This is a genomic window from Clostridium sp. ATCC BAA-442 (genome assembly GCF_964239415.1).
Taxonomy (GTDB): domain Bacteria; phylum Bacillota; class Clostridia; order Oscillospirales; family Oscillospiraceae; genus Flavonifractor; species Flavonifractor plautii.
The window spans coordinates 16,112-38,052 of record NZ_CAXSQB010000026.1; the positions used below are offsets into that span (position 1 = coordinate 16,112).

General features: G+C 49.6%; 23 protein-coding genes and 1 pseudogene. 14 read left to right on the forward strand and 10 right to left on the reverse strand.

The window, feature by feature from the left end; all coding sequences use genetic code 11:
- The first annotated feature begins 15 nt into the window (after positions 1-15).
- The 3 genes from ACESY8_RS11980 to ACESY8_RS11990 are packed head-to-tail and all read left to right on the forward strand — an operon-like array spanning position 16 to position 1,509.
- Positions 16-300 carry a hypothetical protein gene (locus ACESY8_RS11980; RefSeq protein WP_434307825.1) on the forward strand — a complete coding sequence of 95 codons (285 nt, stop codon included), beginning with the start codon at positions 16-18 and terminating at the stop codon, positions 298-300.
- A 36-nt stretch (positions 301-336) separates the two neighbouring features.
- On the forward strand, positions 337-681 hold the full coding sequence (locus ACESY8_RS11985) for a hypothetical protein (RefSeq protein WP_498794747.1): 345 nt from the start codon (positions 337-339) through the stop codon (positions 679-681).
- Positions 682-1,509, forward strand: coding sequence for a hypothetical protein (locus ACESY8_RS11990; protein ID WP_498794748.1), 828 nt, complete (start codon positions 682-684; stop codon positions 1,507-1,509).
- A gap of 731 nt (positions 1,510-2,240) precedes the next feature.
- Here the strand turns inward: ACESY8_RS11990 and ACESY8_RS11995 are convergent.
- From ACESY8_RS11995 to ACESY8_RS12035, 9 genes and pseudogenes are all read right to left on the reverse strand, one after another.
- Positions 2,241-3,662, reverse strand: a complete 1,422-nt coding sequence (locus ACESY8_RS11995; RefSeq protein ID WP_054338753.1) for a tyrosine-type recombinase/integrase — start codon at positions 3,660-3,662, stop codon at positions 2,241-2,243.
- Positions 3,620-4,825, reverse strand: a complete 1,206-nt coding sequence (locus ACESY8_RS12000; RefSeq protein WP_054338752.1) for a tyrosine-type recombinase/integrase — start codon at positions 4,823-4,825, stop codon at positions 3,620-3,622. The genes ACESY8_RS11995 and ACESY8_RS12000 overlap by 43 nt, the downstream gene beginning before the upstream one ends.
- Positions 4,826-4,918: 93 nt before the next feature.
- A complete protein-coding gene (locus ACESY8_RS12005; RefSeq protein WP_164468431.1) occupies positions 4,919-5,089 on the reverse strand; it encodes a hypothetical protein in 171 nt (56 codons plus the stop codon).
- Positions 5,086-5,409: a DUF6809 family protein gene (locus tag ACESY8_RS12010; protein WP_054338751.1), complete on the reverse strand. Its 324-nt coding sequence runs from the start codon at positions 5,407-5,409 to the stop codon at positions 5,086-5,088. Before ACESY8_RS12010 ends, ACESY8_RS12005 begins: the two co-directional genes overlap by 4 nt.
- Before the next feature lie 144 nt (positions 5,410-5,553).
- Positions 5,554-6,270: a tetratricopeptide repeat protein gene (locus tag ACESY8_RS12015; protein ID WP_306820242.1), complete on the reverse strand. Its 717-nt coding sequence runs from the start codon at positions 6,268-6,270 to the stop codon at positions 5,554-5,556.
- A 117-nt stretch (positions 6,271-6,387) separates the two neighbouring features.
- Positions 6,388-7,504, reverse strand: a pseudogene (gene mobP3 / locus ACESY8_RS12020) (MobP3 family relaxase); the annotation flags it as partial.
- Complete coding sequence (locus ACESY8_RS12025; protein WP_054338750.1) at positions 7,492-7,911, reverse strand: hypothetical protein; 420 nt, start codon at positions 7,909-7,911, stop codon at positions 7,492-7,494. The pseudogene mobP3 and the gene ACESY8_RS12025, both read right to left, overlap by 13 nt.
- A gap of 326 nt (positions 7,912-8,237) precedes the next feature.
- Positions 8,238-8,693 carry a helix-turn-helix domain-containing protein gene (locus ACESY8_RS12030; RefSeq protein ID WP_054338749.1) on the reverse strand — a complete coding sequence of 152 codons (456 nt, stop codon included), beginning with the start codon at positions 8,691-8,693 and terminating at the stop codon, positions 8,238-8,240.
- The gene (locus tag ACESY8_RS12035; RefSeq protein ID WP_054338748.1) at positions 8,690-8,905 is read right to left on the reverse strand and encodes a helix-turn-helix domain-containing protein; all 216 of its coding nucleotides are present in this window, start codon (positions 8,903-8,905) and stop codon (positions 8,690-8,692) included. The genes ACESY8_RS12030 and ACESY8_RS12035 overlap by 4 nt, the downstream gene beginning before the upstream one ends.
- Positions 8,906-9,242: 337 nt before the next feature.
- Between ACESY8_RS12035 and ACESY8_RS12040 the strand changes: the two genes are divergently transcribed.
- The 9 genes from ACESY8_RS12040 (at position 9,243) to ACESY8_RS12080 (ending at position 18,341) form a co-directional block, all read left to right on the forward strand.
- The gene (locus tag ACESY8_RS12040) at positions 9,243-10,322 is read left to right on the forward strand and encodes a DUF6076 domain-containing protein (protein ID WP_054338747.1); all 1,080 of its coding nucleotides are present in this window, start codon (positions 9,243-9,245) and stop codon (positions 10,320-10,322) included.
- A gap of 311 nt (positions 10,323-10,633) precedes the next feature.
- Positions 10,634-11,227 carry a type IV toxin-antitoxin system AbiEi family antitoxin domain-containing protein gene (locus ACESY8_RS12045; protein WP_054338746.1) on the forward strand — a complete coding sequence of 198 codons (594 nt, stop codon included), beginning with the start codon at positions 10,634-10,636 and terminating at the stop codon, positions 11,225-11,227.
- Entirely contained in the window at positions 11,224-12,048 is an 825-nt protein-coding gene (locus tag ACESY8_RS12050) for a nucleotidyl transferase AbiEii/AbiGii toxin family protein (RefSeq protein ID WP_288859598.1), read from the forward strand. The genes ACESY8_RS12045 and ACESY8_RS12050 overlap by 4 nt, the downstream gene beginning before the upstream one ends.
- A 13-nt stretch (positions 12,049-12,061) precedes the next feature.
- A complete protein-coding gene (locus ACESY8_RS12055; protein ID WP_434307824.1) occupies positions 12,062-14,341 on the forward strand; it encodes a type I restriction-modification system subunit M in 2,280 nt (759 codons plus the stop codon).
- Between the two features lies 1 nt (position 14,342).
- Positions 14,343-15,677 (forward strand): restriction endonuclease subunit S, encoded by a 1,335-nt coding sequence (locus tag ACESY8_RS12060; RefSeq protein ID WP_204681691.1) that lies wholly within the window; start codon positions 14,343-14,345, stop codon positions 15,675-15,677.
- Positions 15,667-15,915 (forward strand): AAA family ATPase, encoded by a 249-nt coding sequence (locus ACESY8_RS12065; RefSeq protein ID WP_434307823.1) that lies wholly within the window; start codon positions 15,667-15,669, stop codon positions 15,913-15,915. The genes ACESY8_RS12060 and ACESY8_RS12065 overlap by 11 nt, the downstream gene beginning before the upstream one ends.
- The gene (locus ACESY8_RS12070) at positions 15,881-17,251 is read left to right on the forward strand and encodes an AAA family ATPase (RefSeq protein ID WP_434307822.1); all 1,371 of its coding nucleotides are present in this window, start codon (positions 15,881-15,883) and stop codon (positions 17,249-17,251) included. The genes ACESY8_RS12065 and ACESY8_RS12070 overlap by 35 nt, the downstream gene beginning before the upstream one ends.
- A gap of 17 nt (positions 17,252-17,268) precedes the next feature.
- Positions 17,269-18,024, forward strand: coding sequence for a GIY-YIG nuclease family protein (locus tag ACESY8_RS12075; protein WP_082382865.1), 756 nt, complete (start codon positions 17,269-17,271; stop codon positions 18,022-18,024).
- Positions 18,021-18,341, forward strand: coding sequence for a hypothetical protein (locus ACESY8_RS12080; RefSeq protein ID WP_152970486.1), 321 nt, complete (start codon positions 18,021-18,023; stop codon positions 18,339-18,341). The genes ACESY8_RS12075 and ACESY8_RS12080 overlap by 4 nt, the downstream gene beginning before the upstream one ends.
- A gap of 847 nt (positions 18,342-19,188) precedes the next feature.
- Here the strand turns inward: ACESY8_RS12080 and ACESY8_RS12085 are convergent.
- Positions 19,189-19,377, reverse strand: a complete 189-nt coding sequence (locus tag ACESY8_RS12085) for a hypothetical protein (RefSeq protein ID WP_051381878.1) — start codon at positions 19,375-19,377, stop codon at positions 19,189-19,191.
- A 375-nt stretch (positions 19,378-19,752) separates the two neighbouring features.
- Here ACESY8_RS12085 and ACESY8_RS12090 point away from each other — a divergent pair, with 375 nt between their 5' ends.
- Positions 19,753-20,325, forward strand: coding sequence for a YcxB family protein (locus ACESY8_RS12090; RefSeq protein ID WP_007493433.1), 573 nt, complete (start codon positions 19,753-19,755; stop codon positions 20,323-20,325).
- A gap of 26 nt (positions 20,326-20,351) precedes the next feature.
- Complete coding sequence (locus ACESY8_RS12095) at positions 20,352-21,779, forward strand: sigma-54 interaction domain-containing protein (protein WP_021630024.1); 1,428 nt, start codon at positions 20,352-20,354, stop codon at positions 21,777-21,779.
- The last annotated feature ends 162 nt before the right edge of the window (positions 21,780-21,941 follow it).

The following is a 21,941-nucleotide window of genomic DNA, read 5'->3' on the forward strand; positions in this document are numbered from 1 at the left end:
AGGGAGTTTGGGGGAATGAGCAGCATTTTGGAGGCGGCCATGGTGATCCGCTTCGGCGCGTCCTGGCCATTATCTCTGTACAAATCGATCACCTCCCGCACCGCGAAGGGGAAGAGCCTGCTCTTTGAGTGCCTGATCGCCATTGGGTATGCATTCGGCATCTGTGGAAAGCTGGCGAGCGGGAATATCACCTACGTGTTTATCTTCTACGTTTTGAATCTGGTCATGGTGTCCCTGGACATCTGTGTATTTTTTGGAACCGGCACCTGGACCAGCTCTCGGAAAGATGCGCATAGATAGAAGATTGAGAGATTATTTTAGGGAGAAGATTGTCAAATGAAAAAAAAGACACCTATGTACGTCCTGGCGGCGCTCATGTGGTTTGGCTTCCACTGCGGGGCGGGCTTCGCCTCCGGCGCCCAGGTCAAGCTGTATGTGGCCCAGTACGGCACCATCGGCGCCATCGTCCCCGTTATCGCGTGGGTCGCTAACTGTCTGTTCATGTATGTCGGCCTGGAATACAGCCGCCTGATCAAGGCCAAAAGCTACCGTGACGTGGGCGCGTCCATCTATTGGGATAACCCGGTGGTGGGTAAGATCGCGATTTTTCTGTGGGATGTGCTGATCTTTATGTCCTCCATCTCCATCCTGGGCTCCTGTGTGGCCGGCTGCGGCTCCTAGATGGATCAGTTGTTCGGTCTGCCCTATTGGGTCGGCTGTGCCTTTTTTATCGCCTTGATGGTAGTCATCCTTTGTTTTGGCAAGAACATTCTGGAGCGGTTGGGCAAGTTGAGCGCCCCCCTCATCTTTATGTTTTTCGCCGTGTGTATCGTGGGTATCATCTATGGCTTCCCCCACATGGTGGAGGCCCTGACCACAGATCTGGGCGCGCCGATCGTGGAGGACAGTTCCTTCGGCGCTCTATTCAAATCCGGCTTCACCTATGGCCTGGTGCAGCTGGGTGCGTTCCAGGCGCTAACAGTCATGGCTGGCAAGTTTGAGTCTCGCAAGGAGACGGTCAAGTTCATTGGACTGGGTTTTGTGATGAACTGCGGCGCCATGCTGGCCTCTTTCCTGAGCCTGATGGCATTCTATCCCGATATTCTGGAGCTGGCCCTCCCCACCCTGGGTATCATCCAGAAGCTGACCGGGCCCCTCTATGTCATTTTGATCATTGCCTACAACCTGGTACTGTTCCTAGCCTACATCACTACGGCCGGCGGCATGGCCGGCGGTGCCCAGGCCAGATACCTTCCCCTGCTGAAGAAAAAGATCAACAGCGATCTGCTCTGTAGGATCATCATTATTGTAGTGTTCTTCGGTGCGGCCACTGCGCTTTCCACCCTGGGGCTGGACGGGATCCTAACTACGGTCAATGAGATCAATTCTGCCTGCCGCCTGCCGGTGTGGTATATTCCCATCCTGATCCTGGGCCCCTTCTCCATTCATAGAGTGGTCAAGGCGCAACGTCAGAAGAAACTGGCACAGAGCGACGGGGAATCCGGATAAAAGCCGGATGTCCGGAAAGATAGAACTGGCTCGGATGAGGTCGGTATAATAAACAATACGGAGCCCCCATGATGCTACTTATCATGGGGGCTTGTTTTATTTCAGGCAAGCCTTCCAGTTGATGACGTATGTATATTCTTGCCCGCTCCCGGCTCGGCTTTTTGCCCGCACGGCCTTTCCTTTGTTTATACCGGCGCAATTTCTGAGCAGGCGATTTGAAGCTGCAAATGGGCGCCATTTTTGCTTATTTGGTTGACTAAGTCACATGATGGAGTTATACTAATAATGAGATAGTTTACGATGAAGTCTGTCTTTGACGAACTGAAAGATTCCAATCAACAAATATATGCATTCTTTAATGATGCGCTATATTTCAAAAGTTCTTTTTGGCTGACCCACACCGTGACCCACACGGGGAAACGAGCGGACGGAACCAATGGACGAAAGAGTGCCGGAGAGCACGGCGTTCCGGACAAAAGAGGACACAAAAGGTCTGGAAAGCAGAAAACCTCGTCCTTCCAATCAGTTGGTAAGGATGAGGTCTCCGGTTCAAATTCGGATAGCAGCTCCACAAAACCCGCTCTTTTCGTTTGGAAAGGGCGGTTTTGTTTTGCTTTTCGCAACTTTTTGGCTTGCTTGAAATTTGCAATCAGGCCTTTGACCACAGAACAAGCCACAGACAGAAAAAATCAGGGCTCCGGCGGTGCTATCCCGCCGGAGCCCTGTGCTTTTCAGCCAGCCTTTGCCTGTGCTTTCATGGCAGCGATCTCCTGCTTCATCTCCCGGATTAGCTGGGACAGCTTCTGCTCACATTCTTCCTCACTGTGGGCATAGACATTTCGTGCGAGGCGAGTGCCGTTGGGGAGCCTGGGAGAGTACCGTCCTTCCCAGAGGTTTTCGTTGATCTGGCTGACACAGCCGGTGCCGGGCTTGCGGCGCTGACCCTTGTAGGGCTGGAAGGTGGAGGGCGGCGGGTTTCTTGGCGCCGTGTCAACCTCTTGGGCGACTTCGCTTTTGACGATCCCGCGGTCGATCTTGGCTGCGGCAGTCCTTTGCATCTCGTCCGTCACATGGGCGTAGATATTCAGGGTAGTGCTGCTGGACACATGGCCGATGATGGTCGAAAGGGTCTTGACGTCCATACCGTGCTCCAGGGAAGCAGTGGCAAAGGTGTGGCGTAAATCATGAAAGCGGAGTCTTTTGCAGTCGGCCCGTTTCAGCACAGTGGACAGCCGCTTTCGCACTGCCGCGGGGTCCATGGGGGAGTCCTCCTTGACTGGCGAGGGGAACATCCATCTGGAGTAGACAGTCTTTCGATATTCTTCCATCACATGGAGTACTGGAGCTGGGAGGAGCACAGTCCTCCGGCCTGTCTTGGTTTTTGGCGGAGATACCACCAGTTCCCCTCGCACCCGGTGGACCTGCCGTTCCACTTGGAGCGCTCCCGTTTTAAGATTCAGGTCATTCCACTGGAGGGCGCAGATCTCACCCCGGCGCAGACCAGTGGACAGCTCCAGCAGGAGCAGTTCATAGCACCTGTCCTCTCTGGCCTGGATCAGTAACCGCTGAATTTCCTCCGGCGTCAGGACCTTCATTTCTCTGGGCTTGGCAGAGGGGAGTTGACATCCATCTGAAGGGTTTCGGAAGATCAGGTTTTCCTCCACGGCCTTGTCCAGCGCGGCGTGGAGGGTGGTGTGAATGCCTCGAACCGTTTGGTCGGAGAGACCTTCGCCATAGAGCTCGGTGCGAAGCAACCGGCCATTTTTCTTGAGATTGGCGTAAAATTCCTGAATGTCTGCGGTGGTCAGCTTGTCCAGCTGGATTTGTCCCAGAGCAGGGGTTATGTGTTGGTAAATTCGCCGCTCATAGGACATCTGAGTATTGGGGCGGAGATTCGGTTTCTTGTACCCTTGATACCAGAGGTTCAGCCAATCGGCCAGTAAGATTCCGGGTTTAGGTTGGTCCGGCACAGGCTCTTTCAGTGTTTCCCGGAGCTGTGCCAGCTTTGCCGCACACTCCGGCTTGGTTTTGGCGAGAACATTTTTGGTGACCGGCAGGCCCTTGTCATCGTAGCCCACTACATACCGGCCTTCCCAGCGTCCGTCTTTTCTCAGGTGGAGACTGCCGTCGCCGCGGTTTCTGCGCTTTGCCATGGAGCCATCTCCTCTCCCAGGTAGTCAGTTAGGAAACCGCCAACAATTTCAGCGGCTTTCCGGTGCATATCTGTGGTGGTGTGGGTATAGGTGTCCACCGTGAAGCTGGCTTTGGTGTGGCCCAGGATGCCGGACAGGGTCTTGGCGTCCACTCCGTTGGCCAGAGCGTGGGTGGCGAAGGTGTGCCTGAGATCGTGAAATCGGAGGTCAGGCAGATTGTGTTCTTCAAGGATCTTTTTCAGTTGATGATAAGCAGTGCTGGGGTTCATGGGTGCTTCGAGTTTGAGCGGGTTGGGAAAGATCCATACAGAATAGGAGTACTTCTTACGATTTGACAACAACTCCAATGTAGTGGGTGGCAGGACGATTTTTCTGGTTCCGGCGTAAGTCTTGGTGTTGCCCGTCACCAGCCGCCCGCCCTGTTCCTTGTGGAGGGTACGGCTGATATTCAGCGTTCCTTTCCTGGGATCGAAGTCAGACCACATGAGTCCGCAGATCTCACCCAGCCGCAGGCCGGTAGTCAGCTCCGTGTAGAAGAAGTCCTTCCAGATGGGGTCCTGCTCCACTGCCGCCAGAAAGGTGTCCAGCTGTTCCTCATTCAGGATGGTCATGGATTTGTGGGCCACCTTGGGCGGCTCCACGTGGTCGGCAGGATTGTGGGGCAGCAGCCGTTGGTTTACCGCGGACTTCAGCGCATGGTGCAGGGTGGTGTGGATGCCGTGGACGGTGGTTGTGGATAGCCCACGGCTCTGTCCTGGGCGGAGATGGACTCTGCCCTGCTTTTTGAGATCGTCATACAGTTTTCTTAAATCAGAAGCGGTGATCTGGGTGAGCTTCTTTTGGCCCAGGTATGGCGTGACGTGGTGCTCCATATCCCTGCGGTAGTGATTTATGGTACCTGGCCGGAGAACAGATTCCATCTGCCCCAGCCATCTGTCCAGCCACTCCGAGAGTGTCATCTTGCACTCCTCCGTCAGATCCACACCCTGATAGGCGGTGATATTCTGCCGGAGCTTGGCAGTCAGTTCTTTTTGGGTGTCGGCGTAGATGTAGCGGAAGATGGGTTCACCGTTCTCCTTGTGGCCTACCACGATGCGCCCCTCCCAGCGGCCATCCTCCCGTTTTCGTACCATGCCGTCACCGGACGGTCTTCGCTTTGCCATGTTATTTTTCACCTCCGAGGTTTTTATCTTTGATTTGCGTCGCAGGATTTGCGTGGCCTACCGGATGGGCGGGAACCTGTGTGGCTCAGCCACCTATTGGAACAGTACCGCGCCGCAGCGGCGGCAGATCAGACAGCGCATCCGGTTGCCCAGGATACCGTGCTTCTTGAAGGTGACGATCCCCTCGCCGTGCTGCCATCCCATTCCAAGATCTTCACTGCCACAGTAGCGGCAGCGTTGGATGGGCAGTTGGTTCGTGGTCATCCTTGTTCCTCCCTTCGGCCGCCTCTGCGGAGCAGTTCCACCAGACTGCCATCGTCCTCGTCCAGCGCTTCCAGGATCAGACGCGCTCCCAGACGGAAGCCCAGGATGAAATTTTCCAGAGCCAGCGTGCTGCCGATCTCGTTCTCCGCGTTGATGAGCCGCAGCAGCAGACTGTGGGCTTCGCCCTCCAGCAGTTTGGTGAGTTGCTCCTCGCATTCCTGAGACTGCTCCATCGCTTTCATCAGGGATGTGTCGAAACGGATCTGGCGGTCGTATGGCGTGATGTTCCCGTAGTACAGGTCTTCCAGTGTTTCTCGCATGATGTGTACCTCCTCTCCTTGTCAGCAACACACCATACCACAGAAACGGAAAATAGCCACAGCAAATGCGCAGAGTTATCAAAGATTTATCATTTGGCGGTCTTGGAGGATGGTATCAAAATGTGATACCATCCTCTGGTCCTATCAATACCCTGTCATGCCGCCCATGCCGCTCTGCGTCAGCTCAGGATCTTCATGGTCGTCCGGCTTGTGCCCCATGGCGATCTTCTTCTCTTTGATTCTCTGCCGGATCTTGCTGTCCACCTGTAACCCTGTTCCAGACCGGGGCAGGGATCGTTCCTGAAAGATCCTGCTCATGTGGTGGAGCAGACGGGTGACGCCCAGGAACACATGGGGCGGCCTGCCGCTGTCCTGATGTTGGAGAAGGGCTTCCGCGTAGACATTGCCTTGCTCCGCCGCCCGATTCAGCCAGTATGCACCCAGCTCTTTGTCGTACTCCACACCCTGGCCCATGAGATACAGCTTGCCAAGCATATACTGCGCGTACTGATTACCAGCCTGTGCTCCACGCTCAAACCACTTCGCCGCCGTAGTCAGACTTCGTCCGATATTTTTCCCTCTGTAATACTCTTTGCCCAGCCGGTAGGCGGCGAAGTGGTTTCCTCTTTCGGCGGACCGCTTCAGCCAACGGATACCATCCTCCACATCATGCACCTCGGGATCATCAGAGAGCTGGAGTTTGCCCAGGGCGTACTGCGCATAGGTGTGTCCCTGCTCCGCCGACTTTTGAAACCAGTACCGGGCGTTCACCCAGTCCGGCGTCAGCAATGGACCGTCCCGCCACAGCTTTCCCATGAGGTACTGCGCGTACTTGTCACCGCTTTGGGCCAGCTCGTTCATTTCATCGACAGCTTCGCTGCGCTCCACCAGTGTCAAGCTCTCATCCCGGATTGTATCCCGAAGGCTTTCGTAGCCATAGGAAGCGTTTCGGAATTCCTCCGGCTCAGCCGCCTGTTCTACCCCCTTGTCCTCAAAGAACAGATTGCACTGCCGGATGTTCTCTGCCTCCTTGATGACGGCGTTTTTGATCTGTCTGAATGCTTTCTCTTGTGACAACCTTTTTCGTTTTCTGGGCTTATCGTGATAGTACCCATCCACCTTGCCCTGGAGGACCATCCACTGGTCATAGCAGTCGCGGACACTGGGGAGCCGTTTCATCTCATCCACGATCCGGTCCACCAGATTCTTCTGTGACGTTGGAAGGTAACCGTAGGACCTCTTGCCCTTGACTGTTTCCAGTTGCAACGCCAGCTCCAACATGAGCTGCTCGGCCTCCGGGTGGTCACAGATACCCTCTTTCATCACCTGTACCAACTCCAGCATGGCTTTCCGGGCCTCGCGCACCAGTTCGTCACGGGATGTAGACTTCTGCTCATAGAGGTGTAGCAGTTCCTGCTTAAAAATATCGTTGGTGAGCTCAGACTTGATCTGCCGGATACCGTCTTTGGACAGGTACGCCTGCCTCGGCTTTGCAGACCACGTCATCATGTGGACATGGGGATGGTCACCCTCATCGTGGAAGGCAGCGTACCACCGGAAGTCGTTGGGCGGGATGTTCATCGCCGCAGTGAGTCCGAAGGAGATCTCGCCACGCCTTGGCGTTGTCGTAGCCCAGCCGCACCGCGTCCTCCCGCTTCAGGGATATGATGTGGGTCCACACATTTCCGGTGTAGTTCTCCAACTCGTTCATCGCTCCATCCAGAGAGACTGCATCATCGTCGCCGAACAGACCGTGGCTACCCAGCCGCTCCGCCCTCGGTCGGGTGGCGATGTACCCGGCGTAGCCCTCCATGTTGGAGAGCTTGTCCCAGTTGGACTCCAGCACCATGGTGATGAGCGCAGAGGCATTGGCCTTGATGGGGTGTGCCTGATAGTCTCCGTACTCATACAGATCTTTGGTGCCGGGAATATCGTTTGCCAGTTTGGTGATGAACTGCTCCTGCTTGCGGGTGGGTGGACGGTCATCCGGCAGCAGTTCCACCCGTTCCCGCGTGGCGATATAGCGCAGGTAGCCGCTGAAGGAGGTGTTCCCGCCGCACTTGTAGTAGGGACTCTTGACGATCAGTCTTGCCACTCATCTCCCTCCTCCCAGACTTCCCGCACCCGTTGGTCCAGGGAGACACGGCCGTTGGTTTTCTTCACATTGCTGATGCTCTCCGCCCGGCGTCGCTTAAGATCCTCCTCGCTGAATTGATAGGCGTCCGCCAGGATACCGGCTACCATATCCTGTTCCACTGCATGTTTGTACAGCAGAGAGGACATCCGGTCCTCCATCTGTCCCAGCCGTCCGTCCACATAGGACTTGATGGAGGTGGGGAGGAACAGTCCGGCGTCGTTGGCGCTGAGGTAGTCCAGATAGAAGTCGACGGCCCGTTCGATGAAGGCCGTGAGACTGCGACTCTCATCCTCCCGGTAGCGGCGTTCCAGCACCGCTTTTTTCTCCGGCGTCAGGTACAGGGCAAATTCCTCTTTCTTGCTCAAAATAGGCTCCTTTCCGGGGCATGACCCCTAATTTTTCATTGTGGCAGTAAGTGTTTGGGGATAACGACCACAGAAGTGATAGCACTTTTCTGTTTTTGACCCTATTTCAGGACACCGTAAAAGCCCCCGTAACTGCCCGCACTGCGGGCAGAAGTGGCTCCCGCAGGGGTTGCCTGCGACCCCTGCCTTTATCCTGCTTCTTATTTCGTCCTCCGAACCCCTGCGAAAAGCGGGGAAAACCTGCTTGAAACCCCTCGCCGGGGCTGGGACTCCACCCAGCCCCATAGGGGCGTACACAGCGGCACACAGGGGCAAACACGGGGTGCTCATGCGCTCTGTTCATCGCCTGCCGGGACGAACTGGAAGCCCAGCTTCTCAGCCTCTGCTTTTGCTTTCTGCTGCGCAACCGCAAGGTCTGCTTTTGCGAACTGCTGGTCGTAGTATGCCTGCGTGACTTCGTGTATGGGAACGAGGGTGGAGAGCAGGTTGCCGTTTTTCTTGATGCCCCGCTTCGTGATGATCTCCGTGTTCTCCGTGACGATGAGACCGCGCTCCTCCAGCAGTCGGACATGGTTTGCGATGGTGTTTCGGCAGTAGTGCAGCTTCTTAGCAATAGTCGCTGTGCTTGGATGACACTGACCGGTCCTGCGGTCTGCGTGACGCAGCAGATAGATGTAGACCGCGATGGCTCCACCGGGAAGATCGAATTCGAGCAGTTCGTTGGGGACGGGGAAACAGTTTTTCACGTGCTCCCAACCCACAGGCGGTTTCGTTCTTCTCATGCGCGGTCACCGCCTTTCGTGTGTTCCTCCACCCACTGAACAAACTTTTCCTTCGGGACCACCATGCGGCTGCCGACGCGCAGAGTGGGAAAATCTTTTTCGTGCATCAGCTCGTATGCGCTGGATGGCGCAATGCCCAGCGTCTTTGCCACTGTATCTGAGTTGAGGAACAGCGGCAGTTCATCGTAGCTCTTGTAGACAGATGATTTCAAAACAGTTACCTCCATGAATTAGATTCAGAGAAAAAATTGATTGCGTTTCGGAGGCCTCTCTGTTAGACTGGTTGCAGATGGAGTCTGCGTTTTCCGAAACGCGACACGCCGCCGGACTGTTGCAGCAGTTTGGCGGCTTTCCTTTTTCAGCAGACCATGTTCATCACCTTCTTTTCTTCTGAATTGATTTTAGGTTTCTTCAGATTGAACCGGATTGGCTTTTTGTTATCTATCGGGTGCAATTAGAGCATAGCATATTCAGAATACCGTGCGCAATAGCTCCGGCGGTTGTTGGGTACACAACTTAAAGTCCATCGGAAACAGAGTGAGGGAAACTATGATCTACTATAACGACCACTTCTTTGAACGGTTTGATGTGCTGTTCGGGAAGAAGAGCAGCATCGTGGCAGGTGAAGAATATCCGCTGGGATACTTTGCGGCAGAGGCCATGGAATTGGACGCTGTGTTTTTCAAGGAATTAAAAAGGCTGACCCAACGGGCCAGCCAAGAGTTTGATATGTTTTTGACTGCGCGGACAGTGTCCAGCGCGGGGATGGCGATTCAGGAGTTGAACCGTGCCTGGGAACTTGTCAGGCAACTTCCGCTGTACAATAAGATCCCGTACCGGGATGGCCGAGGGAGTTCGGTCAGCGGTGTTGTCCGTGAGCTGCGCAGTGACGAGCAGAAACTTGATCGGATGCTCACGGTCGGGACGGCAGAGAATGAGATGCTGCGGCGCTGGCATGGAATGTATGACCGCTTGGCCGATGACCTCAAGCGGTTTTGGTACGACACGGATGACATGCTGACCGACTACTTTGAGGAGCTGCCCTCCCGCAGAGCGGAGGCGTATGCGGCGGCATATGAGTCGTGTATGGAGTCATTCCGGGAGATCTATATGCAGACGGAGGACGAAGAGGATCTCGCGTACATGAATGAGCGTAGGCTCAACTTCCCGGTGAGCATCTCCTTTGTGGTGGAGCGGGACAAGAAGACGGGGCAGCCGTTTATGGCAGAGCGGATGACCTTTGAGGACTTGATCAGCTTTCTGTATATGGATCTGTACCGTGGCATGGCAGTGGGTAATGTTCCACGGCTCTGTCACAACTGCGGCAAGTGGTTTTTGGCGATCGGCGCATACGACACGGTGTACTGTCAGCGGGTAGCGCCGGGAGAGATGACCCGCACTTGCCGTCAGGTTGGCGCTCACAAAAAAGAGCGGGAGAAGAACGGCAAGGACTTTGCCTACCGTGAATATGCAAAAGCGTATGGCCGACTGAAGAGTAGGAAGCTGCGGGAGACACTCAGTGCAGAGAAATGGCACCGTCAGGTGGCATATATTCAAGAACTAAAGGCGGAGTATTTAGCAGGCAACATAAGTGATGTTGAATATGTGACGAAACTGGATCAGGTGTGATTTCTTCTACAAGGTTGAACGGTCAAGAGATACTTGACAGTTCAGTCCGAATGGCTGACGATAAAACTTTATATTGACTACAGCGGCGCATAATATGCTTTAGAAAGCCAAACGAGGAAACCGCTTGAAGCGGTAGGCTTTGCAGGGACAACACGAACTTAGTAAGAAACGCAAGAGAATCTCTTGCGTTTCTTACTTACTTCTATTTTGTTGGCAATCACCGTTCTGAACGATGGTTAATAAATTTTGTTGACTTTAATCGTAATTATATATACAATATTATTGATTTGTTCCGACCGAGAGGTGAGTATATGGATTACGTGACGGAATTGGCTGCCATTGCCAAGGCGCATGGTGGGATCATTGAAACCAAAATAGCGGCACAGCATGGGATCTCCAAAGCGATGCTTTATAAGCTGTGCAAAGAAGATAAAATTCATCGAATTGTAAAAGGGCAGTACATTCTGCCTGATGATATGCAGGATGAACTGCTGTCGATCAGCAAGCGCTCTGAAAATATTATTTTTTCGCATGAGACGGCGCTCTACCTTCATGGAATTTCTGACCGTACCCCATTTGAGCATACGGTTACTGCACCCTCTGGGTGTATTCCATCTTCTGCAATTAAATCTGAATGCAAAGTGTATTACATCAAGCCGGAATTGTTTGAACTCGGTCTATCAACGCTGAGAACGCCGGCCGGGAACAATGTTCCTGTATATGATCTTGAGCGTACCATTTGTGATGTGATTCGCAGCCGCAATAAATTAGGGACAGAGACGTTTCTCGCAGCGCTGAAGCTGTATGCGGCAAATCCGAAGAAGGATTTGAACAAACTAAACTCTTACGCAAAAAAGATGCGGGTATCCAATGTTTTGCGTCAGTATCTGGAGGTGCTTCTGTGAGTAAAGCAATGAGTTTGAAAGCAAAGATCCGCAACATCGCAAAACAGAAGAATATCCCGGCGCAGGTCATTTTGCAGAATTATATGTTTGAGCGGCTGTTTGTCCGTCTTTCGGCTTCTGAGTATAAAGAGAAGTTTGTGTTAAAGGGCGGTATGCTGGTGGCCGCCATCGTTGGTTTGGATAACCGGGCCACCATGGATCTGGATACGACATTAAAGAATTTGCCCCTTACACCGGAGGCGATCCGCAGTGCGTTGGAGCAGATTTGTGCCACCCCCTTTGATGATGGCGTAGATTTTGAGATCGGCACGATCTCTCCCATCCGTGAAGATGACATTTATGGCGGTTATCGCGTCATGCTGAACGCAAGGTTTGATACGCTGCTGACGCCACTCAGTATTGATGTGTCCACCGGTGATGCGATTACACCCCATGCGGTGCAGTACAGTTTCTCTGAAATCTTCGATGACGAGAAATCCTACGAGCTGTGGGCATATAACATTGAAACCGTTATGGCCGAAAAAGTGGAAACCATTCTGCGGCGCGGCGTGTTCAATACCCGCCCAAGAGATTTTTACGATGCCTATATACTGACCACGACACAGAGATTCGATAGGGCTGTATTTGCGGATGCGCTGAAAGCAACTGCAAACCACCGTGGTACGACTCAGCAGATTGCGGATGTTCCTGGTATTCTTCATAACATCGAAGAAAGTCCGGAGTTGCGCTCCATGTGGGAGAAATATCGCAAGCAGTTTGCGTATGCACAGGATATTGAGTATAACCAAATCCTGGCGGTGCTAAAAACGTTGATGGAATGATGTGGAGGTTATTATGAGCACTTTAGAAATAAGGAAAACTAATGGAAAAATATATTCTTTTATTAGACAAAAGGATTTAGTATGCACCCCCGAAGAGGAAGTGCGCCAAAATTTCATATGTAAACTTGTAAATGATTTTGGATATCCAATTGAGTTGATGGCAGAAGAATACAGCCCGGATTTAAAAACGAGAGGTGTCCGTTCAACAAGAGCAGACATAGTTATTTATGAAAATGAGGAAAAGAAAAGCAACGATTATAATGCTTTTATAGTCGTAGAATGCAAGGCAGAAGAAGTCAAAATTAGGTTAGAGGATTTTTATCAAGGTGCGGAGTATGCCGCAAAATTAAGAGCACAGTTTTTAATTTTGCATAATTCTAAGGAAACACATTTCTACGCTGTTGATATGGAGAAAGCTCCGAACAAACGAGATGCTTTTACTCAAATTGTAACGATACCTCATTATGATGATATCTTAGACAAAAAGAAAATCGATGCAATAAAAAAACAAACCAAAGCATTTACACGAGAAGAATTCACGAAAATGCTTAGAACCTGCCACAATATTATCCGAAATAACGACAAGCTATCTCCTGAAGCCGCTTTTGACGAAATCAGCAAAATCTTATTTATGAAGATTCGTTACGAGCGTGATAAGAATGGTAGTGAAGTATTTACGCTCAAAAAATACAAGCAATTAGAAGAAGATTATGAAAAGTACACTCGGCCGACTTTAAAGAGACAGGGTGTCGATTTGCCATACATGCAAATCATGTTTAATGACACAAAGGATATGTTTAGAGAAGACCATTTATTTGATGAAAATGAGTCTATCAAAATTCGTCAAAACAGCTTTGAACAGATCCTTGAAAAACTACAAACCTACAACCTATCCGACACTCAGGATGATGTTAAGGGTATCGCATTTGAACAATTTTTAGGAACAACCTTCCGAGGCGAACTTGGACAGTTCTTTACACCTCGCACGATTGTTGACTTTATGACCCATGTTCTGGACCCCAAAGAAGGGGAAACTATCTGTGACCCCACTTGTGGTAGCGGCGGCTTCTTGATCAAAGCCTTTGAGTATGTAAGAGAACAGATTGAAGAAGAAGTCAGGGACGCTAAAGTCAAGCTGCGTGCTGAACTTGAAGGCGATAACTATGATACTCTTTCCGAAAAGGAGCAACTCGCTATTAACGCACGCATTGAAGCAATGCAGGCAAAGCTGAATAAAGAGTTGGATACACAGGTCGAAGGCAGTCGTATGTATAATTTGTCTCATAATTGCATTTATGGAACGGATGCTAACCCTCGAATGGCAAGAACCTCTAAGATGAATATGATTATGCACGGCGATGGACATGGCGGCGTGTATCACCATGACGGTCTGCTGAATGTAAATGGAATTTTTGAGGAACGTTTCGATGTTATTCTCACCAACCCACCTTTTGGCGCTCGTATTGACAAGAGTCAGAAGATTAGCGAAGCTGACAAATTTACAGATGAAGTACTGATTGCTAAATACAAGGCAAAATACGGTGATGCTTACAAAAATGCACTTAAGCAAGTCAATGACCATATTGGGAAATCTTTATTGTCCCTTTACGATGTGGGGTCAATGTCCGGACTGACCGAAGTTCTGTTTATGGAGCGTTGTCTAAAGCTCTTGAAAAAGGGTGGGCGCATGGGCATGGTTCTGCCCGAAGGTGTACTCAATACATCTAACCTACAGAAAATCCGAGAATATTTTGAAGGTAAAGCAAAAATCATCCTCATTTGCTCTATCCCACAGGATGTATTTATTGCCGCCGGTGCTACCGTTAAGCCCAGCCTTGTGTTTTTTAAGCGTTTTACCGAGGAAGAAGAATTGCAGTATTTGGGGGCCAAGACCAAAGCAGAAGGTGAGATCCGTCAAAAATATATCGGTGAAATCAACGTGCTTAAAGAAAAGATAGAGACTGAAAAAGCAAAAAAACTGAAGGTCAAAGCCTTAATTGGCGCATATTTGAAAGAACTTAGCGATATTGAAAAGAGAATTGTTGAAGAAGCTAAGCCATTGACCAAGGAATATTTTGATTATGAAATTCCAATTGCTGTTGTTGAAGACGCCGGCATAACATCGACAGGAGCTGTTTCTGCAGGCAACCAGTTACCACAGTTGCAGGAAGAATATTCAGAATATAAGACTACCCATAATCTTTGGGTAGAACACAAAACAAAGTTTGATTATTCGTATAGCGACGGTTCTATAAAGAGAATTACACCACACGAGGGTGAGGAGGTGCTTTAAGATGCGAACATCAGAACAACAGGTATTGAATTTTGTTCGCTTTGTTGATTTAAGCAGATGGAGTGCCAGTTCTGCCCTTCTAAAGAAAATCAAATCCTCATATCCATTGCTTCCTCTCTCATGTGTGTTGAAAAGGATTAAGGAACCTGTTGTTATTGAGGACAAAAAGCGCTATAGGCGCATAACTGTGCGTCTTTACGGACAGGGCGTTATTGAGCGTGACGAACTTTACGGCAAAGATATAGGGACAAAAAGGCAATTTATTGCCCGAGAAGGACAACTTATCATTTCTCGAATTGATGCAAGAAATGGCGCCTTTGGCATAGTCCCGAAGGAACTCGATGGAGCTGTTGTTACAAACGATTTTTGGTTGTTTAATGTCAATAATGCGCTTCCTCAATATTTGATGCTTGTATTGTCATCCAAGCGATTTCAAGAATATTGGGAAACACAAAGCAGTGGAACTACCAATAGGCAACGAGTTGATGAAGAAGATTTCTTAAGGTCAAAAATTGCATTGCCGCCCTTAGAGATTCAAAAAGAGTTATTAGATAAATATAATAGTTTGATAAATGAATCTGTGCAGAAGGATCAAGAAATTGCCCAGTTGGAGAAAAGTATCGATGAGTATTTTTTGAATACACTTGGTGTAAGAGTAGAAGACATTCAGAAAAATAATGGATCATTAATACATCAAATCAATTATTCGGTTCTTTCGCGGTGGGATGTATGGTCTCAGACGACTCAATATATATCTTTGAAATACTCTTTTTCTAAATTCGGCTCCGTAGTAAAAGGAAAGCCTATTTATGGAGCAAACTGCAAAGGAATAAAAAAGAAATCTGATGTTAGGTATATTCGAATTACAGATATTAATGAAGACGGCTCTTTAAATGATGATTTTGTTTCTGCTGAAGTTGTTGAAGAAAAATATCTTTTAGAAGAGAACGATTTTTTAATTGCAAGATCGGGAAATACCGTTGGAAAAACATTTTTATATAAACCAAACATGGGTAAGTGTATTTTTGCAGGATACTTAGTAAAATACATTCTTAATCCCCAGGTGGTGGTTCCAGAATATGTTTTATACTACACAAAATCATCGCTATTTAAGTCTTGGGTTAAAAATAATCAGCGTATCTTTGGGCAGCCCAATATTAACGGGCAAGAGTATTTAAATGCTGATCTTATTGTTCCAACACTTGCAGTTCAAAAAGAAATCGTAAAAACTATTGAAAGCAAAAGAATTCAAATAGACGTCAAGAAGAAAGAATCTAAAGAATTAATTTTACTTGCCAAATGTCAATTTGAGGAGGCGGTTTTTGGTGAAGCTTAAAAGCCTATATATTGAGAAATATAAAAATCTGTCTCCCTTGACGATTGATTTTGAGGCTGGCAATGGTCTCACTATGCTTGTGGGTAATAATGGTTCAGGTAAAAGTAATGTATTAGAAGCTATCAGTGGTATTTTTCATGACCTATTCAAAGGAAAAGATAGTAGAAAAATTAAGTGCGATTACAAATTAGTATATACCTTGAATGAGGTCAATTGCAAAAATAGAACTGAGATTTAATTTTAAGTATTTTGATGATATCAATGAGCTGTTAAAAACTTTTATAGACAGAATCAATCCTGATCACAAAAGCAAAATCGAGTACAGCTTAGAAGATTTGCGCAATAATATTTTTTACAGTGTGTTGACAGATGAAAATGGTGATATACTTGTGGATGAACATGAAAATAAGCTTCTTGCTGAAAACGGCGTAACAGATACGGAAGTTTTTCAAAATTTGACGCAAGCATATATGCCTAAGAATGAAAAAATCATTAGGGATATCATTATCCGGATCGATGATGATATTACCGTCGAGCAATTGAGCGAAGGCGAAAAGAAACTTATCCTTGTAAAGACAGTTCTTGAAATTCTTTCGGACGAAAAAACATTGGTTCTTATGGATGAGCCTGATGCTCATTTGCATGAAATACGAAAGAAAAATCTGTATTCAATGATGGGAGAATACCCTAATCGTCAAATTGTTATTGCTACACATTCACCTACCTTTATTGATGTTGCAGATCAAAATCAGATAAAGATGTTGAAGCTGAATGATAGTGGTAAAGCCATGTTGTACGAGGAAGAGAAACTTGAAGCTATTCGTAAGCTAACAGGAAGTCGTATAAACGCCTTCCTCGAAAGGCCCATCCTTTATTGCGAAGGGACAGAAACAAGTGTAGAGTCCATACTATATCCTTTATTGTTTCCAAATTACAAAATTGTTCCTGCCGGTGGTCACGAGGAGGTTATTTATTTAACCAAGACATATAATAGGACTTTTGGAGATACCACCCACTATGCTATTGGAATAATAGATTGGGATTACAAAACGGAAGCCCAGATTTCTGCACTGAAAAATGAGAAAATATATGCACTAAAAGTGGTCGAAGTTGAAAATGTACTTATGGATTTAGTGCTGCTCGAAGCTGCCAAAAATGAATTTTGTGCAGAAGAAGATTGTTTGGAAAAGGCTAAACAGTCACTATTTAATGATTGTCGTAAGCACAAAGCGTATCAAGCAACAAAATATACGTCAAATAATATTGTTAGCCAAATCAAATCAGGTATTTCTCCTGAGGGTGGATCTATCGAAAAAATCAAGCAACGAATACAAGATGTATGTGATATTACAAAAGTTGATTCCCTCTATAATGAAAGAGTACAATGTTTGGACGAGTATTTGAGAGAAGGAAAGTTTGAAAATCTTGTAAGTATTTATGATTTTGGCCATAATATCGATAGGTTCCTTAACGCTGTGGTTAACAATTATCAATCTCGAATTTTAAAGTTGATTGAAAGGCGCACAGACCTTCAAGAGTCTATAAAATTAAAATATTACTCGGAAATTAAATAAGGCAATGGAGCAGGAATATGAGTAAAGGAGTAATTTATATTCTAACAAATCCGTCGTTTCCTCAATATGTAAAGATCGGCTATGCCGACAATGTGGAATCACGGTTAAAACAACTGAATAACAGCGAGTGCATCCCTTTTGCCTTCCGTATTTATGCTACATATGAGGTGGAGGAACGGTTAACGGATTTGAAGCTCCACGCGCTGATCGATCAACTCAATCCCAATTTGCGTTCCATTGATGAGGTGGACGGCAAAAAGCGCGTTCGAGAGTTCTATGCAATGTCGAAGGAACAGGCATACTCTATCCTTGAAACGATAGTTATTCTCGGCGGTCGTAAGGACAGGCTTCATCTGTACGAGCCTTCCTCAGAGGAGAAAAAGAGCGAGAATTTGGCTCAGGAGATCGAGGAAGAACACATTGAGCGGATGTCCCCATTCGCCTTCTCTAAGTGCAATATTCCGATTGGTGCAGTGATCACCTTCTTCAATCAGGGAAATGACAATTCGGGCACGCAATGCACGGTTGTGGATGATAAGACGGTAGAATATCAGGGACGGAAATTATCCCTTTCCGCCCCTGCTACCGAGCTTACGGGTAGTAAATGGGGTGTTGCCAGACCGCGCTATTTTAAGTATAACGGAGAGCGGCTGAACGAACTGCGCGCAAAAGCAGAGGGGCGAAAAGTCTCATCGCGCCTTGATGACGGTGGATCATTCCTTGCAACCCAAAATATTACGATATTATCGCTGCTTTTGACAACCTTGATGTGATCGAGTGGAGTCACTCTACCAACACCACTGTAGGCGACACGGTGTACATATATGTCAGCGAAAAATACAAATCCATTATGTTTAAATGCGAGGTCATTGCCGCCGATCAGTACGGCAACCGTTCCACCGACGATTATCCGTATTATAAAGACTTGGCGAAAGATCCCGATGCCCGCTATATGAAACTGAAGTTGACCGAAAAATATCCTGCTGGAATGTATCCGCTAAAGGAACTTAAAGAAAACGGCCTCACAAGCGTTCAGGGGCGAAGCAAGGCGACCGTGCAGTTGCTGCAATACTTAGAGAAGCAAGGTTAATACAAATACGCCCACAAAGGAGAAAAGTGATATAGTTTTCTTGAAAAATTTGAACCATCCAGAATTTCCGGACAGTTCAAACAAGTGGGAGAACAGGTCGATGAAAGCAGGCTTTTATTGTCTACAGCAGCCCAAAATATGAATGGGCTTTTGCGCCTGTTTTGGCAAAGAGGTTGGTATCAAATTATGATACCAACCTCTTAACGACTATGTTGATTTTCGAAGAAGTTGCGGCGTTATCTGCGATACTGAGTCGATGAGATTTGTGCAGATGCCGTCTGCACAAATCCCTGCTTGACCACAGTTCCACCACAGACAGAGGTGGAAACAACGGAGTCTGCACTTCGAGAAAGTTCTGGAAACTGTGCTGCCTGGAATAAAAACAACTATAAACAATCGGGAAATATTATAAAAAATATCAAAAATCGCTTGGTAAGAATGAGGTCTCCGGTTCAAATCCGGATAGCAGCTCCACAAAAACCGCTCTTTTCGCTTGAAAAGGGCGGCTTTATTTTTGGGGGAGAAAGAACCACCAGCTATACTGGTGGGCTTCCCCCATATGCTTTAGCAAAAAGCAGTGAAAGTGACAAGAAAGTTTCAAATAGAAGATAATATGCCCGTTTACGGGCGGCCGAGCGCAAGATGCAGGCTAAAGATAGCGGTATGGGCCACTTCACCCTGTTTTTACCGCGTGGTATAGGTGCGGGTGCGCAGGGTAAACCCGGCGTCGTAGTTTCCCAGAATGGAAAAACCTTTTTGACATCCACGTCATTTTGCAGGGCTGTTGTAGCAAAGGTGGGCCTGAGGTCGTGGAACATGAGGTGCTCTAGGCCCGTATTTTTAAAATTTACTTATAGAGGTTTACCATTCTGTCCGGGTGCTTTTCGTGCTCCTGGATGAGCAGTTCCACGGCAGCCTGTGGGATGGACACCTGCCCGACGGAGTTCTCCGTTTTGGAGTGGGTCAGCTCCAGGGAGCAGTCAGGGTTACGGACGTATTGCCTGCGCACCGGAATTGTCCGGCCTTGGATGTCCACATGTCCAACCGCAGGGCCGCCAGTTCACCTTTTCGCAGAGCGTTGTCCAAATCCAAATAGAACATGTGCAGGAGTACCCACACCCTAGCAGCCTCCAAGTCGTCCCGGATGTGCTCCAGAGGCAGGATTTTCATGTGCAGTTTTCGGGCATTAGGGACGATGCAGGCACTAACAATAAGCTCGTAATAGTTTGAAATAGCGTAGCAAACGTTAGGCTAGGCGCAAAGCTTGTACCACGTTCACAGTCCGGTGGCCGGCTCTCCCGATGTCCCTGATAATGACAGCCATCCGCCGGCAGAGGTATTTTCTTGCAATTCTAAGTTTGGAGTGGTAAACTGGGCATGCACGCAACACAGATTGGAAGGAGGATGGAGCATGAATCCCGAGAGCGACTTCCGGATTGAGAGCACATATGACAGGCAGGCGTATCAGGCCATGGCAAAGGCCACCTGGAAGCTGTTCCAGAAGCACAGGATGGAGGTGATGGCCTATCCCGCCCTGATCAGCGTGGCTTTGGTGATCGCCGTTCTGCTGGTATTTAACTGGAATCATACGGTCCTGCCCATACGCATTTTGGGTATTGCGTTTATTGTTCTGCAGTTCGCGGTGATCCCCCTGGGCGCGCGGCGCGCTCAAGCCAAGACGTGCCGGAAAGCGATCCGTGATGCGGAAAAACGGGGCGAATATCCCGCCCGTGTGGAGTTTTTGTTCCAGGACGACCATATCCGTACCACAGTGGGGAAGGAAGCCACGTCGGTTCGCTACCGGGAGGTCAGCCATTTGGCCGCTCTGAAGGACTGGCGGTTCCTCTATTTCGGGCAGGGGGCGTATATCATCCCCGTCTCGGCGTTTCGGGATGCGGCGGAGCTGGACCGCTTCGATACGTTTATTACCGGGAAGTGCGGCATGCCCATTGTAATACTGGAGGGGGAAGTACCCAAGAGCTGACGGAACGCAAGAAGGGGAGGAGACGGATGCAGGAGTCCGAGCGTATTTTCATTGCTGAAAACGCCACGCTGCTGCGGGGAAGCGAGCGGGAGCTCAACCGGCAGCTCTTTACGATCCTGAACAGCATCTATGACGGACTTTACATTACGGACGGACAGGCCAACACGATCCTGATCAACCGCGCCTATGAGGAGGTCTCCGGCCTGCGGCGGGAGGACGTGCTGGGCAAAAGCATGCAGGAGATTGTCGCTACCGGCATGATTGACCGCTCCGGCTCCCTGGGGGTGCTCAAGACCCGAAAGCCCGTGACGCTGGAGCAGACCTTCCGCACCGGCAAGCAGGCGCTCATCACCAGCACCCCCCACTTTGACAGCAGCGGGGAGATCACCATGATCATCACGGTGGTCCGGGATATGACGGAGATCTACGGCCTGCAGCGGAAGTATCAGGAGAGCGAGGAGCGCCGCCGCTCCGAGATGGAGTTCCTGCAGCGCAACCAGAGGTTTGTCTCCCGCATGGTGGCGGCCGATCCCCGCACGCTGGAGGTGCTGGCCCGGGCCCAGAAGGTGGCCGCCCTGGACACGACGATCCTGCTGCTGGGGGAGACCGGCGTGGGCAAGGAGCAGTTCGCGCGGTACATCTACGAAAACTCCGCCCGCGCCCGACAGAGCTTCATCGGCATCAACTGCGGCGCCATCCCGGCCAGCCTGATCGAGAGCGAGCTGTTCGGCTATGAGAAGGGGGCCTTCACCGGGGCCAGCAAAGAGGGAAAGATGGGCGTGTTTGAGAGCGCCGACAAGGGTACCGTCTTTCTGGACGAGGTGGGCGACCTGCCCCTTGAGATGCAGGTACATCTCCTCCGCGTCCTGCAGGAGATGCAGGTAAGAAGAGTTGGAGGCGTACGCTCCATCTCGGTGGACGTGCGCATCATCGCCGCCACCAACCGGAACCTGCTGGACATGGTGCATGAAAAGACCTTCCGGGAGGATCTGTACTACCGGCTCAATGTGGTGCCCATCGAGATCCCGCCCCTGCGGGAGCGCAAGCGGGACATTCGCCCGCTGGTGGAGAGCTTTCTCAAGGACATGAACAAGAAGTACCGCTATCAGAAGCGGTTTGCCGGCGCAGCCATGGAGATTCTATACAGCTACGTCTGGCCCGGCAACGTGCGGGAGCTGAAAAACGTAGTGGAGCAGGCGGTGATCCTCAGCGCCGGGGACGAGATCCAGCCCTCCGAGCTGCCCATTGCCTGCCGGTTTGAGGGGGAGAGCCACGGCGGGGACGAGACTGGGCGTGTGAACCTGAAGCTGGAGGTGGCGCGGTTCGAGTATGAGTATATCTGCCGCGCCTATGAGAAGTACGGAACGGTGCGGGCCGCGGCGGCCAGCCTGGGGATGGACAGCGCCACCTTTGTCCGCAAACGCCGCAAGTTTGAGGAGCTGCTGCAAAAATGAAACGGGCGCTGTAAAAATGCACCAGTCTACAGAATTGCGGCAGGTCAATCGGTTTTAGTTAGATAAGTTTAAATTAACCGATGATCTCTTGATGCAGAAATGCAGCAAACAGGGAGAGGGATTTCTCGGGGGAAAAGCCCAATCAACTGCGCGGCAGTTGAT

Coding starts and splice junctions, on each gene's coding strand:
- ACESY8_RS11990 (WP_498794748.1), top strand. CDS start 682: ATGGATCAGTTGTTCGGTCTGCCCTATTGGGTCGGCTGTGCCTTTTTT.
- ACESY8_RS11995 (WP_054338753.1), bottom strand. CDS start 3,662: ATGGCAAAGCGCAGAAACCGCGGCGACGGCAGTCTCCACCTGAGAAAA.
- ACESY8_RS12015 (WP_306820242.1), bottom strand. CDS start 6,270: ATGAACGAGCTGGCCCAAAGCGGTGACAAGTACGCGCAGTACCTCATG.
- ACESY8_RS12030 (WP_054338749.1), bottom strand. CDS start 8,693: ATGAGAAGAACGAAACCGCCTGTGGGTTGGGAGCACGTGAAAAACTGT.
- ACESY8_RS12090 (WP_007493433.1), top strand. CDS start 19,753: ATGAATCCCGAGAGCGACTTCCGGATTGAGAGCACATATGACAGGCAG.
- ACESY8_RS12000 (WP_054338752.1), bottom strand. CDS start 4,825: ATGGCAAAGCGAAGACCGTCCGGTGACGGCATGGTACGAAAACGGGAG.
- ACESY8_RS12070 (WP_434307822.1), top strand. CDS start 15,881: ATGAGGTCAATTGCAAAAATAGAACTGAGATTTAATTTTAAGTATTTT.
- ACESY8_RS12075 (WP_082382865.1), top strand. CDS start 17,269: ATGAGTAAAGGAGTAATTTATATTCTAACAAATCCGTCGTTTCCTCAA.
- ACESY8_RS12040 (WP_054338747.1), top strand. CDS start 9,243: ATGATCTACTATAACGACCACTTCTTTGAACGGTTTGATGTGCTGTTC.
- ACESY8_RS12095 (WP_021630024.1), top strand. CDS start 20,352: ATGCAGGAGTCCGAGCGTATTTTCATTGCTGAAAACGCCACGCTGCTG.
- ACESY8_RS12060 (WP_204681691.1), top strand. CDS start 14,343: ATGCGAACATCAGAACAACAGGTATTGAATTTTGTTCGCTTTGTTGAT.
- ACESY8_RS12010 (WP_054338751.1), bottom strand. CDS start 5,409: ATGCGAGAAACACTGGAAGACCTGTACTACGGGAACATCACGCCATAC.
- ACESY8_RS12055 (WP_434307824.1), top strand. CDS start 12,062: ATGAGCACTTTAGAAATAAGGAAAACTAATGGAAAAATATATTCTTTT.
- ACESY8_RS11985 (WP_498794747.1), top strand. CDS start 337: ATGAAAAAAAAGACACCTATGTACGTCCTGGCGGCGCTCATGTGGTTT.
- ACESY8_RS12045 (WP_054338746.1), top strand. CDS start 10,634: ATGGATTACGTGACGGAATTGGCTGCCATTGCCAAGGCGCATGGTGGG.
- ACESY8_RS12005 (WP_164468431.1), bottom strand. CDS start 5,089: ATGACCACGAACCAACTGCCCATCCAACGCTGCCGCTACTGTGGCAGT.
- ACESY8_RS11980 (WP_434307825.1), top strand. CDS start 16: ATGAGCAGCATTTTGGAGGCGGCCATGGTGATCCGCTTCGGCGCGTCC.